This window comes from Caldithrix sp. (assembly GCF_056497305.1).
Map to the genome: position 1 here is coordinate 1 of NZ_JBSMDE010000044.1, position 13,654 is coordinate 13,654.

At 42.6% G+C, this 13,654-nt stretch carries 7 protein-coding genes; all 7 read left to right on the top strand.

Annotation, left to right across the window (positions count from 1 at the left end; genetic code table 11):
- Nucleotides 1-642 precede the first annotated feature (642 nt).
- The 7 genes from ACWB0I_RS03760 (at nt 643) to ACWB0I_RS03790 (ending at nt 12,743) form a co-directional block, all read left to right on the top strand.
- Nucleotides 643-1,071 carry a hypothetical protein gene (locus ACWB0I_RS03760; protein WP_479386700.1) on the top strand — a complete coding sequence of 143 codons (429 nt, stop codon included), beginning with the start codon at nt 643-645 and terminating at the stop codon, nt 1,069-1,071.
- Nucleotides 1,072-1,264: 193 nt separating this feature from the next.
- Nucleotides 1,265-1,534, top strand: a complete 270-nt coding sequence (locus tag ACWB0I_RS03765; RefSeq protein WP_479386701.1) for a circadian clock KaiB family protein — start codon at nt 1,265-1,267, stop codon at nt 1,532-1,534.
- Between the two features lie 217 nt (nt 1,535-1,751).
- Entirely contained in the window at nt 1,752-5,264 is a 3,513-nt protein-coding gene (locus ACWB0I_RS03770; protein WP_479386702.1) for a PAS domain S-box protein, read from the top strand.
- Between the two features lie 182 nt (nt 5,265-5,446).
- Nucleotides 5,447-8,584: a response regulator gene (locus ACWB0I_RS03775; RefSeq protein WP_479386703.1), complete on the top strand. Its 3,138-nt coding sequence runs from the start codon at nt 5,447-5,449 to the stop codon at nt 8,582-8,584.
- Between the two features lie 199 nt (nt 8,585-8,783).
- Nucleotides 8,784-10,298, top strand: coding sequence for a PAS domain-containing sensor histidine kinase (locus ACWB0I_RS03780; protein WP_479386704.1), 1,515 nt, complete (start codon nt 8,784-8,786; stop codon nt 10,296-10,298).
- A 1-nt stretch (nt 10,299) separates the two neighbouring features.
- Nucleotides 10,300-10,755, top strand: a complete 456-nt coding sequence (locus ACWB0I_RS03785; protein ID WP_479386705.1) for a response regulator — start codon at nt 10,300-10,302, stop codon at nt 10,753-10,755.
- A gap of 164 nt (nt 10,756-10,919) precedes the next feature.
- Nucleotides 10,920-12,743, top strand: a complete 1,824-nt coding sequence (locus ACWB0I_RS03790) for a UbiD family decarboxylase (RefSeq protein ID WP_479386706.1) — start codon at nt 10,920-10,922, stop codon at nt 12,741-12,743.
- The last annotated feature ends 911 nt before the right edge of the window (nt 12,744-13,654 follow it).

Here is a 13,654-nt window from a genome sequence, read left to right on the forward strand (position 1 = left end):
TTATCTCAAGGGCGCACATAGCGGATTTATTAAGTCTTTTCGGACAATTTTTTTATTTATTTAGTGAAGAAAAGAAAGATTCAAGACAACAGCGTTGTAGCAAAAGAAATCGGTAGTAATTAACCAAACAGCCTATGCACTATTCTAATGTTCAACGGTGGCATGGGGGGCTTGTTTACCCTCCCCCCCTCGTTCCCCGATTCCAGAATAAAAGTCTGGAGAAGGGGGAGGTTCGCGGTGTGCAATTTTTTTCAGCAGTGTTGGCGATTTCAGGCACGAGGGTAAGCGTTCTGAATGGAAGGCAAGGATCTATTTTATGAATGATGGCGTTGTTTTGTTGATTGATGTAAACCGTTGAAATGGTTTTTCTTCTGGTGCGATTTTTAAGTTGACTGATTAAGACTTCAACTATTCTACTCTTACACTTTCTTCACCATCCCAAAATACAATGTTTAAAAATGACGGGTTTAATTGATTTTTGTATTTTAAAATGATATATTACACGTATAAAAATAAGGAGATTAAATTGACTCAACTTAAGCAATCACTATTCCAGAACAAAGTCATCTGACACAATGTAATACTTCTAAATTGAAATTAATTATTTTCAATAAACGAGGAAAATCCTCGAAAGGAGGCGCAATGCCTAAACGTTTAACAACCATCCGCCTGGGTGAAATTACCGATAAACAGATTAAGGATTTTACAGACCTGGGCTATACCGTCACGCAATTAATTGCCATGGCGATCGACCGCTTACATCATAAAGAATTGCAGCACGAACAGGACAGCGCTCTTTTTGCTCCAATTTACAACAAGATCTTTCATCTATGTGGAGAACAAGAAAAGGGCGCTATTGAAGTAATACGCCAGAAAAAGATTTATTACTTAACCCCGGTGCACTACAATGAGCTAAAAAATGAGGAGAACTTTTATATAGAGATCGGCCATTTAATCCGGCCGCCCTTTACACGCATTGATTTTGAAACCGTGGCCAAAAAGGGGGAAAATCAAACTCGTAAATTTTGTCGGGCCATGCTGGTGGCTGCTCCAAGTTTTAGCCTTGCCTGATTTGATGCTATCCATGGAAATTCGTTAAATAGTAAGATCACTGTTTTCAAAATGGTCGCTCTGGTTTTGAAATATGCTTAACTCCCTATGAATAAAAGGAATAAACAGTCTAAAAAAATTAGTTAATTCATATTGAAATACATTTTTATTTATTTTTTCGAAATAGTGACGACAATGGATAAGGTTATGGAAAATGGAAAAGGTAATCTTAAAAATGTTCATTAACCGTTCCTCAAAGGGACAACAGGCCATGGTTCAGGAATTGCGCAAAATTTTAAAGGAAGAGTATGAAAAAAATTTTCAATTGGATATATATGATGTCCAGCAGGATGAACAGGAAGCACGCCAGTACGGTATCTTAGCCAGTCCCACAATTATCAGAATCCAGCCTCAACCGGAACGACGTTTTGTCGGTGAAATTAGCTCCAGGGAAGAAGTTATTTCATTACTCAAAAATACCTGAATTTATAATTCTTTAGGTAAGGATGAGTTTTGAAAATTTAGAAAAATCTAAGCGTTTCTAAATGTCCTTGAAAATAGAACAGATATCTGGCCTGTAAATAGTTGGATTAAGTTCAAAGATAAACAAAGTCGATGGGGCTTATGCCTGTTAATTCAGTTCTTTGAAGCTGAACAAAAAAAGAAGTTTGATGTTTGGTTTTTTTCGATGAGGAAAAAACATGGAAAAAACAGCCAGAGTTAAAATATTAATGATTGAAGACGATCCTGATGATGCGCTTCTAATTAAGAATCTTCTAAGCGAGTCAAGAGATCTGCTTTTTGTGATAGAACATTGTTTTAGCTTAGAAAAAGGTTTAGAATGGTTACAGACGAACACTCCGGATGTTATCCTATTGGATTTGAACCTACCAGATAGCAGCGGGCTGGACACTATGCGAGCACTAAGGCCCTATTCCCATGACATTCCTGTTGTTGTAGTGAGCGAGCATACCGATCAATTTTTAGCCATGGAAGCCGTTAAAATTGGCGCACATGACTATCTGGTAAAAGGGATTATTTCTGCGCCGATTTTGCGCCGTGTGTTACTCTATGCCTTAAATCGCCATAATTTACAAACAAGTATGGTAGAAAATAGCCGGCAGTACGAAATCATCATTGAAAATAATATTTTTGGTATTCTTATTGTTGACAGCCAGGGAATGATTCAATTTGGCAACAAAAAAGCGGCTGAGCTATTAGGAAAAGAACCGGAAGACCTGATGAAACAGGAGTTCGGTATTCCGCTGGCCCAAAATAAACCGCTCCATTTACAGGTTGCTGATGCGACGATCGAACTCCGTTCCCGGCCCATTGTCTGGCAAAAGCAACAAGCCTACTTCGTTTCGATGTACGATTTGACCGAGCGTTTACAGAGCGAACAAAAGTTTCAGGAATTAAGCCGTATTTACCGAATGCTCATGAAAGCCAATGAAGCTTTATTCCAGATGGAAGATGAAACATCTCTGCTCAACGAAATTTGTAGAATTGTGGTTGAAGAAGGGGGATATCATTTTGCCTGGGTTGGCTATGCTGTACATAACCGAAGCAAAACGGTGCGCCCTGTGGCCCACTTTGGCCAGGGAGCTGGTTATTTAAAAGGAATTAAGGTTTCCTGGGGCAAAAACAAATTTGGGCAGGGGCCTACCGGCCGTGCCATACGCAACGGTCGACCGGTTATTGTTCAAAACTGGCAAAAAGATCCCATTGTAAAACCCTGGCGTGAGCAGGGTAAAAAATTTGATTTCAAGGCGTCCATTGCTCTGCCCCTGATCTATGAAAAAGAAATCATCGGAACGTTGAATATTTATTCTGAAAACCAAAATTGTTTTAATCCTCAAGAAACAGAGCTCCTGACCAGGCTGGCTAGTAATTTAAGTTTTGGCATTCAAAATTTACGATTAAAAAAAATTAAAGAAAAAAACGAACAGGCTTTGGCTGAAAGTTATCGACGTTTTTACCATCTGTTTAACAGTGTGCCAGTCGCATTTTTTATTTTCTCCAGAGACAAGAAAATCTTTGACGCAAATTCCTTTTGTCTGCAAATGACTGAGTGTGAAAGCGTGGAAGATTTAAAAGAATTTGTTTTTAAACGTCCGGGAATGAGTAAAGAAGCCAATAAAATCATAAAATTATTGGAAACGCAGGACCAGGTGCACGATATTGAGACCCAGTGGCGAACAAAAGCGGGTAATCTGATTTGGGTCAAAGAGAGTTTACGCACGGTGCGCGACGATGAAGGAAATATTTTGTATTATGAAGGAGTGGCCGAAAACATAACTGCTCGAAAAGAAGCCGAATTAGCTTTAAAGGCCAGCGAACAAAAATATCGGCGAATTGTCGATCTGGCGCAAGAAGGCATATGGATGTTAGATGCGCGGGCCAGAACAACCTTCGTCAATCAGAAGATGGCTGATATGTTAGGTTATGATGTGCAGGAGCTGATGGGCAAAAATTACTTTAATTTCGTTTCACCAAAAGCAAAAAAAGAAGCGATTAATCATTGGCATAAACAACTGCAGGGCGAAGTTGCTCAGCATGAACTTTGTTTTCTGAAAAAAGATGGAACAGAGATATGGGGCCTCATTTCTTCGTCGCCTATCCTGGAGGATACCTTTCAAGGCGTTCTGAAAATGGTGGTAGATATTACCGAAAAAAAAGTAATGGATCAGAAATTGGCTGAAACCAATCAACAATTATTGAATTTGTTAGAATCCAGTTCGGCGGTAATTTATTCGGCCCGCTGGCAAGATGGTCAAATCATCCCCGTACAGCTAACCTCCAATGTTAAAAACGTATTGGGCTATGATCCGGAAGAATTGAGCGATCATCCAGATTGCTGGCTGGCCCTAATGCATCCGGAAGATAAAGAAAATATGGTACAGGCCCTTAAAAAGATAGGCCAACCAGGTAAGTACAGCTTTGAATACCGTGTGAAAAGTAGAGGCGGAACTTACGTGTGGATTTATGATGAGATGAAGGTTTCCCCAAACTGGCAGGAAAAGGCATCGATCATTAACGGCATGTGGATCGATATTACGGAAAAGAAAAAATTAGAAAGCCAATTTTTGCGCGCCCAGCGCATGGAAAGCCTGGGGGCCCTGGCCGGCGGTATTGCGCACGATTTAAACAATATCTTAACGCCCGTCCTGCTGGCCGCAGAAGTTTTACGAATGCGGGATAAAAATCCGGCTAATGAAAAAGTAATCCAGATGATTGAAAGTAGCGCACATCGGGGGAAAGAATTAATTCAACAAATTCTTTCCTTTGCCCGCGGCGAAGAAGGAGAACGCAAACCGGTTCAGGTGCGCCATATTATCTCAGAAGTCGGTAAGATTATAGAAGAAACCTTTCCTAAATCAGTCCACCTGGAAATTTCGGTGGCCAAGGATTTATGGCCGGTTTTGGCCGATGCCACACAAATTAATCAGGTGCTCATGAACCTATGCGTTAATGCACGCGACGCCATGCCCGAAGGCGGAAAACTGGAGATCAGGGCAGAAAACGTCGTCTTCGACGAGCATTATTCCCTAATGCACAAAACTGCCCAACCAGGGGATTATATTCGAATTAGTGTAAGCGACACTGGACAAGGCATTCCTGAAAAGTTAATCAATAAAATATTCGACCCTTTTTTCACCACAAAAGAAGTCGGTCGGGGAACGGGCCTGGGCCTTTCCACTGTGCATACCATCATCCAACACCATAATGGTTATTTAAATGTTTATTCAGAACCGGGGAATGGCACCACATTTAATATCTATTTGCCGGCCAACAAAGTCGCAGAAGTAAAAAAGTACCAGGTAATCGAAGAAGATCTGAAAGGCCAGGGGCAGACCATACTGGTCATTGACGATGAAACAGCAATTCGCGAAATTATTTCCAATACCTTAAAGGAAAATGGTTATCAGGTGTTGATGGCCAGCGATGGTGCGCAGGGCGTGGCTATCTTTGCCCGTCAAAAAGAATCAATCGACCTGGTGTTGACCGATATCTCCATGCCTTACATGGACGGCGTATCAGCTATTCGTTCCATATTAAAAATTAATCCACAGGTGCAGATTGTAGCCATGAGCGGACGTGAAAAGGAGATAACGATTGATGGTAGTACAAAAATTAAGCTTTTAAACAAACCCTTTACATCGCAAAAGTTGTTAAAAACAATAAATGAAATATTAGTAACTGATAGAGCTTAAAATAGAAAACAAAGAAAGGGAAGCATCGGCCCCTTTGATGGCTCATGGCTTTAAATGTAAGTAATCATTTAATATTGAGTTATAAAAGAGGACTTTCTGGCAAAAAGAGGACCTGCACCATAAAATAATTGCTCAAACCAAAATCCAAAAAAGATTTTAATCGTTTTCGAATGGGAGAGATCATGGCGCCTAAAGCAATCAGCGTGTTGTTAATTGAAGATGATCAGGAAGATATTCTTCTTATTACAGATATGTTACAAAACGCGCAGAATAATTTTAAAGTATCCATCTGTTCTCATTTGCAGGAAGCAAAAAAGGCTCTTAAAGAGAACAATTACGATGTTATTTTGGTAGACCTGAATTTACCCGATAGCCAGGGATTTGAGACCATACAGTCAATACAAAAAGTTGCTCCAAAAATCCCCCAAATTGTGGTTAGTGTAGTGGATGATCCTGATTTAACGGCTCAGATATTGAGCACTGGCGCGCAGGATTATTTACCTAAGCAATTAATACCCGCCAATTTTATCGAGCGCATTATCATCCATGCTCTGGAGCGGCATAGGCTTTTTAAAACAATTGAAATGAGCGAAAAGTTAAACAACAAAATATTAGAAGAGATAACAGACGGCGTTTTGCTAATTAATGAAAACAACGAGATTCTATTTAAAAATCGATCGGCTCAATTCTTTTTAGAAAGAGGCTTGACCAGAACCAGAGCCTGGACACTCGCAACGCAAGAATTTCAATCCGGAATTAATGAGATTACCCTGGAAAGCCAGGATGGTACAATCTTTTATTTACAGGTTCGCAAAGTTCATTTGCAATGGCAGGGCAAACGGGCCCTCCTATTTACTATTAGCAACTTAACAGAAAGAAAAATATTTGAAGAAGCTCTAAACAGAAAAGAATCGATTCTGAAAGAAATCAGTCAAATTGCAAGGTTATTGTTACGTTCGCGGAACTGTCAAAAATATATGACAGTGATCCTGAACAAATTGGGTAAAGTGGCACGCGTCGATCGTGTTTTTCTATTTCAGAATTACCAGGATGACAATCAGGATTGGGTTGTCAGTAAAAAATATGAATGGATTACTCAGGAAATAAAAAACCAGGTAATTCGAACTGAGTTTCAGAATATTCCATTAAAAGAGTCGGGTTTCAAACGCTGGATAAAAGAGTTGGGCAGTGGCCGGCAAATCTGGGGTGAAGTTAAAGAGTTTCCGGAATCAGAAAAAAAAGTACTCGATGAACAAAAAATCAAATCGATGCTTGTTGTGCCTATTTTTGTTGATGAACGTTGGTGGGGGTTTTTATGTTTCGATTCTATTCGTCAATCAAGAAACTGGTCAGCCAGCGAACGGGAAGCCCTTCAATTGGGGGCCGATATTATCGGCGCCGCGGTTCAGAGACAGCGCAACGATGAAACGATGTTGAAAAATGCCGGAAAATTTCAGCGTTTTATCGATGTGGCTACTCTGGGTATTCTATTAATCAAACAGGAACGCATTATTTTTGCCAATTCAACAATGGTAAAAATCATGAAAATGACTTCTGAAGCCGAACTGGTTGGTAAAGCCTTTATGGAATTTATTCATCCGGTAGACCAGCCTGAAGTAGAAAAAAATATTAGAAAACTGTTTAAAACGGCCGGTAAGTCTCAGGAATTTGATTTCCGTCTTCTGCGCCCTGACCAGACGGTGGCCATGGTCGAAGGGCTGGCCTCTTTTATGGAAGAGGAAAGAGAGACTTTTCTTGTTTTTATCAAAGATATCAGCGATCGGAGAAAAGTTGAACTGGAGCTAAAGAAGACCTTCCATATATTGGATCGATTGCTACAAACAAATACCACGGTTCTGTTTAGCGGCCCGCTGATAGACGAATTTGCACCGGATTATGTCAGTCACAATATCAAAGGCTTAACCGGCTATGAGGCGCGGGAATTCATTGAAAATCCTCAGATTTTTTATGAAGCGCTGCATCCGGAGGATCGGGCAAAAGTCTTGAAATCGATGGCCCAACTTAAAAAAACAGGCAGCTTTTCAGTAGAGTATCGATTTAAACACAAAAAAGGGCACTTTATCTGGATTTATGATGAACGTACGGTGGTAAAACGCGCAGATGCCCAGCCGGAAATAAATGGTTTTTGGTTGGATATCAGTTTAAAGAAAAAATTAGAACAACAATATTCGCGCGCTCAGCGTCTAGAAAGTCTGGGCACCCTGGCCGGGGGCATTGCCCATGATTTGAACAATGTCTTAACCCCCATTTTGATGGGGACCGAACTCCTTAAACATATCGTTAAAGATGAGAAAGCCAGGAAGTCGTTGGAACTAATGGAAACCAGCGCGCAACGCGGAGCCTCGTTAATCAAACAGGTTCTGTCTTTTGCGCGGGGTACGGAGGGTGAGCGCACCGTTGTCCAAATTCGTTACGTCCTTTCCGAAGTATTGAAAATGGTAGAGAAGACCTTCCCTCGGCACATCCAATTACAGGTTGATGTAGCAGCCGATTTATGGCCGGTCATGGCGGATACCTCCCAGCTCCATCAGGTGATTATGAATCTATTGGTCAATGCCCGCGATGCCATGCCCGAGGGCGGTAATTTGCGCATTTCCGCTGAAAATTTAATGCTGGATGAACAATACGCCCAATCTATGCGCAATGCTCAGGAAGGGCCTTATGTGATGGTTACGATAAGTGACAGCGGTACGGGAATCCCTGAAGATCAGATCGATAAAATTTTTGATCCCTTCTTTACAACCAAAGAGGTGGGCAAAGGAACAGGTATGGGACTGGCCACCGTTCATCGTATTGTTGATGAACATGGTGGATTCATCAATGTGTACAGCGATCGCGGAAAAGGCACAACCTTTAAAATCTATTTTCCCGCGCTGAGGGCCGAAAAAGCAGAACCCAGGATTGAACAAGAAGCAGTTCCATTGGGGAATGGACAGTGTATCCTGCTCATCGAAGATGAAGTTTCGGTTCGTGAAATTACGCAAAAAACCCTTGAAAGCAATGGATATAACGTACTGGCCGCAGCCGATGGACCTGAAGGGATCGCCCTATTTGCCGAAAATCTAAATACGGTTGAAATAATCATTACCGATATGTCCATGCCCTTAATGGATGGACCGTCCGTTATTCGCGCCTTACGAAGAATTGATGAAAATGTGAAGATCATGGCTATTAGCGGGCACGACGATGACATTGGAAATCTACGCCCTCTGAACGTGCCTTTTGTACATAAACCGTTTACAGCCGCTGAGTTATTAAAAAGTGTGTATCAGCTTTTAATGCAGGGCGAACCGCATTAATTGATGTTAATAAAATATGGAACAGCGTTAAAAATATTCGTACTGGCTTAATAAATCACGGAAATATGAAAAATCATATTGCAGTTAATAAATACACGGAACATTACGAAAGAAAACTCTTTCGTACCCTGACAGAATAAAGATGCTAAGCCGGAGTGAATTCACAAGGGGAAAAACGATTTCGTTTTTGGAGCATGATGTGATAAAAAATGAAGAACAATTTCCGAAAGATGTGCTGGAGTTTTTATTTAAAGACTTTTCGATCGCATTTTATATGATCAAGCCTGATGAACAATACGGTTATCGCTTCATATCTATGGCAAAGAGCGTTGAGCGGTTATTGGGTTACAGCCCTTCGCATTTTATTGGCAATCCCGAATTCTGGTTTACGATTATTCATGAAGAAGACCGTCCGTTTTTGGTAAAAGAGGGCCAACGACATCTGGAAAACAAGCACCAAAAATTAACATACCGAATGAAGAATAAAGCCGGAAAGTATCTTTGGTTCAGAGATGAATTGCATCCTGTTTTAAAAGATGGAAAACTGGACTATTTTGTGGGATTGCTGATCAATGTAAGCGATGAAAAATCATTTGAAGCGTTGTCTAAAGAAACCATGATCCGCTTTCAGACTTTAATTGCAGCCAGCGGGCAGATCATCTGGAGCACGGATGCCAGAGGCCAGGTGGTGGAAGATATCCCGGGCTGGCGCGCCTTTACCGGACAGACTTTTGAACAGGCCAGGGGGGAAGGCTGGCTCTCCAGTATTCATCCGGATGATTATCCCCATGTGCATGAGGGCTGGAAGGAAGCGCTGACTGCCAGAACCATTTACAGAGGAAAATTTAGAATTAAACGATATGATGGTCAGTTCAGGTGGTTTATTGTGCGGGCCGTGCCCCTTCTAAACGAGCGAAAGGAAGTGAACCGCTGGATTGGGGCGTGTGCCGATATCACGGAACAGGTGGAACGCGAGGAACTGTTAAAAAACTATGCCGAGCGTCTGGAACAGAGCAATCGCGATTTAGAAGAATTTGCTTATATTGCTTCGCACGATTTACAGGAGCCGGCGCGTAAAATATTGGCTTTTGGCGGCCGACTTTTGGAACGATACAGAAATCAATTCGATGAACGCGGTTTAGACTTTCTGGAACGTATGATGAATGCCAGTAAACGAATGCAAAATCTAATTAACAGTCTGCTAGCCCTCTCTAGAGTGGAAACCAGAGGTAAGCCTTTTGAACCTGTTGACCTGAACAAAGTGCTTGAAGATGTGATCTTTGATATTGATTTAAAAATTAAGCGTGTGGGCGCCCGCATTAAAACCGAAAATTTACCTGTAATTGAAGCCGATGAAACGCAGATGTACCAGCTATTCGAAAATCTCATCAGAAACGCCTTAAAATTTCACCGTACAGAAGTAATACCAGAAGTTAAAGTGTTTCAATTACCGGAAAAATCAAATAAACGTAAGGTTACTATTGTTGTAGAGGATAACGGAATTGGGATTGATTCTAAGTACGCCGACCGGATTTTTAAGCCATTTCAAAGATTACACACGCGGGATGAATATGAAGGCTCAGGCATGGGTCTGGCTATTTGCCGACGCATTATTGAACGCCACCATGGTAAAATTTATTTTGAAAGCGAATTAAATAAAGGAACAAAATTTTTTGTGGAATTGCCAGTTGAACAAAGAAAGGAGTTAATTTGAAATGAAGAGAAGGGGCAAGCCCATTACCATTCTCATGGCTGAAGATGACCAAGACGACCAATTACTGGTGCGTGATTCTTTTAACGAATGCCATTTGATGAATGAGCTCCTGTTTGTTGAAGATGGGCAACAACTTATCGACTATTTAAAACGTCGTCCGCCGTTTGACGATGAAGAAAAAGCGCCTATTCCGGATATTATTTTACTGGATTTGAATATGCCCCGTAAAGACGGGCGCGAAGCGCTGGAAGAAATCAAACAAGACCCGGATGTCAATCACATACCGGTCATCGTGTTAACCACTTCAAAAGCCGAGGAAGATATTTTAAAAACCTATAAATTGGGGGTGGCCGGATTTATTGCGAAACCCGTAACCTTCGAAGGCCTTGTAGAGGTGGTTAAAAGCATTGCCAATTATTGGTTTCAGATCGTTCAGCTTCCTTCTAAAACAACATAGCTTGTGTAATCGGTCTGTCACTTTAAAAATTGAAAAAACAAAGCTTGAGTCTTTTTGATCTTTTGTGGGGGTTCCTGTACCGTGCAATGTGCGTTATCTCCTGGTCTATTGAATTACATTGATTCTGATTCTAAATTACATTCCTTTAGCAACAAAGGATAAAAATGTACCGATCGCTTCGTGAATGTCTGATTGATCTTGAAAAGCACGGTCACCTTATTCGTGTCTGGGAAGAAGTGGACCCTCATCTTGAAATGGCTGCCATTCATCGTCGCGTTTTTGCCGTTGGCGGCCCGGCTCTGCTGTTTGAACGCGTGAAAGGCAGCCCCTTCCCGGCTGTTTCCAACCTGTTTGGCACCCTGGAACGGGCGCGCTTTATCTTTCGTAAAACTCTGCCAACTACCAGAATGATAATGCAGATGGCTGCGCACCCGGAGAACGCTTTAAAAAATCCCCTACAAACTATTAAATTACTACCCTCTGCCGTAAATCTTTTCCCGCAGAGGGTTCGTTTTGCACCAGTGGCCAAAAAACGCACACAAATCAGCCGGTTACCACAAATTCAAAATTGGCCAAAAGACGGCGGGGCCTTTTTAACCCTGCCTCAGGTTTTGACCCTTGATCCGGCGTCTTCATCCCTGTTAAAAAGCAATCTGGGTATGTACCGCGTGCAGATTTCCGGCAATCAATACCAGCCCGATGCCCAGGTGGGCCTGCATTATCAGATTCATCGCGGCATTGGCGTGCACCATGCCCGTGCCCTGCAGCGCGGCCAAAAGCTAAAGGTCAGCATCTTTTTGGGCGGCCCGCCGGCGCACACTCTGGCAGCGGTGATGCCTCTGCCCGAAGGCTTAAGCGAATTGTCTTTTGCCGGCCTGTTGGCCGGACGTCGTTTCCGCTACTTTAATTACAAAGGCTGGATCGTTTCGGCTGAGGCCGATTTTGCCATTCTGGGCACTCTTGAAGAGCAATTGTTGCCGGAAGGCCCCTTTGGCGACCATTTAGGGTACTACAGTTTAGCCCATCCCTTTCCTGTGTTGCGCGTGCAGGAGGTGCTTCACCGTCCCGGGGCGATCTTCCCTTTTACGGTGGTCGGCCGACCGCCGCAGGAAGACACCATCTTTGGTAAGCTTATTCATGAAATTACGGCTCCCATGATTCCAAGGAGTTTACCGGGCGTAAAGGCCGTTCATGCTGTGGACGAAGCCGGGGTTCATCCCTTACTGCTGGCCATTGGCAGTGAGCGTTATGTACCGTACGAAAAAAGACAGCCGATGGAATTGCTTACACAGGCCCAGGCTATTTTAGGCTTTGGACAGCTCTCCCTTGCCAAATATTTACTCATTGTGGCCGAAGAAGACGATCCGCAACTCAACATCAACGACATTCCGGGCTTTTTCAGACACTGGTTGTCGCGAATCGATTGGCAGCGCGATGTGCATTTTCTCACCGAAACCACCATCGATACCCTGGATTACAGCGGAACCAAACTCAATTTTGGCTCTAAAGTGATCATGGCCGCTGCCGGCAAAATCCGAAGGGAATTGGCATATTGGCTTGCTGAGGATTTGAAACTACCTTCTGAGTTTAAAAATGTAAAACGGATCATGCCCGGCGTTTTGGCTTTGGAGGGAAAGCCCTTTGTGTCGTACAAAGAAGCGCAAAAAGAGTTGCGCACCCTGGAGCAGAGCCTGCCGCTTTCTCTGGTCAATTCCTTTCCTTTGCTGGTGCTGGTGGATGACAGCGAGTTCGTCAGCGCCAGCCTGGCTAATTTTTTGTGGGCCACCTTTACGCGCTCCAATCCTTCTCACGATATTTACGGGGTAGGGGCATTTATTGAACACAAACACTGGGGCTGTAAGGGCAGTTTAATCATCGATGCTCGAATCAAGCCACACCATGCCCCGCTTTTAAAGGAGGATGCGCAGGTAGAAAAACGCGTGGAAGAACTGGCCGGGCCGGGCCACAGTCTGCATGGGCTGTTTTGATCAGGGAGAATCGCTAAAGGCTGGAATAACAGGTAGCACGTGTTCTTAGCGCTTAGGCACAATTTCCCCATCGCAAAATAATTGGTAATTCGTAATTTTTAATTAAAATTGCTTTTTCGTGAACTTTGCGGTTTTTTAAAAGGTTGCGGCTGTGCTGCCTTAGATTTGGATTCAAACAAATGTCGGCGGGATAGCAATTTAAGGAATGTTTAAAACAAACACCGATGAAATTGAGAAGTGTAAACCGTTGAAACGGTTTCCTATTTCGTCCTTACAGGACGATCCATGTTTTTTGTGTTTTTGCTTTAACCACCGCTGACGCGGTGGGCTACAAACATTTCGTCCCCACGGGACTTTAACGTGGGATGCTGAAACATGCACCTATTCGGCTGTGTTAGGCCTGCGTGCTTACGTATTTTTTGGGAATACTTCCTTTGTAAGATATTGCCCCTTAGCGTGAGAAAATTTTTGAGCTGCCTAATTACAGGGAAATCCCAAACGTTTGAGTAGATGATCGTTTAAAAATCAAAATTTACAAAGCAACGATTAAAACTCCCCCTTCCTTTTTTTAAAAATAAAAACCCACCTTAAATGCTTAGCCCTTACAAAGTCGCGGACTGAAGCTCGAGTTACATTGCTCTTTTGAATGGTATGCCAAAGTAAGGGATTCTCAGAATGACATGCCGGCACGGTTCCTCACCGCCTGGGCATAAGTTGCCCCTTCGCAAATTAATTCGTCATTCGTAATTTTTAATTTTTAATTTAAAAATACTTCCCTGTGCTCTCTGTGGTTGTTTAAATCCCCAAGGAAGGTTTTTGGTTGCGGCTGTGCTGCCTTAGAATACTTCCTTCAAAAGATCTAATCCCGCCACAGCGGGATGCGAAAATTTTAATGCTGTTTTAGGGAGGAC

Coding starts and splice junctions, on each gene's coding strand:
- ACWB0I_RS03765 (WP_479386701.1), top strand. CDS start 1,265: ATGGAAAAGGTAATCTTAAAAATGTTCATTAACCGTTCCTCAAAGGGA.
- ACWB0I_RS03770 (WP_479386702.1), top strand. CDS start 1,752: ATGGAAAAAACAGCCAGAGTTAAAATATTAATGATTGAAGACGATCCT.
- ACWB0I_RS03790 (WP_479386706.1), top strand. CDS start 10,920: ATGTACCGATCGCTTCGTGAATGTCTGATTGATCTTGAAAAGCACGGT.
- ACWB0I_RS03775 (WP_479386703.1), top strand. CDS start 5,447: ATGGCGCCTAAAGCAATCAGCGTGTTGTTAATTGAAGATGATCAGGAA.
- ACWB0I_RS03785 (WP_479386705.1), top strand. CDS start 10,300: ATGAAGAGAAGGGGCAAGCCCATTACCATTCTCATGGCTGAAGATGAC.
- ACWB0I_RS03760 (WP_479386700.1), top strand. CDS start 643: ATGCCTAAACGTTTAACAACCATCCGCCTGGGTGAAATTACCGATAAA.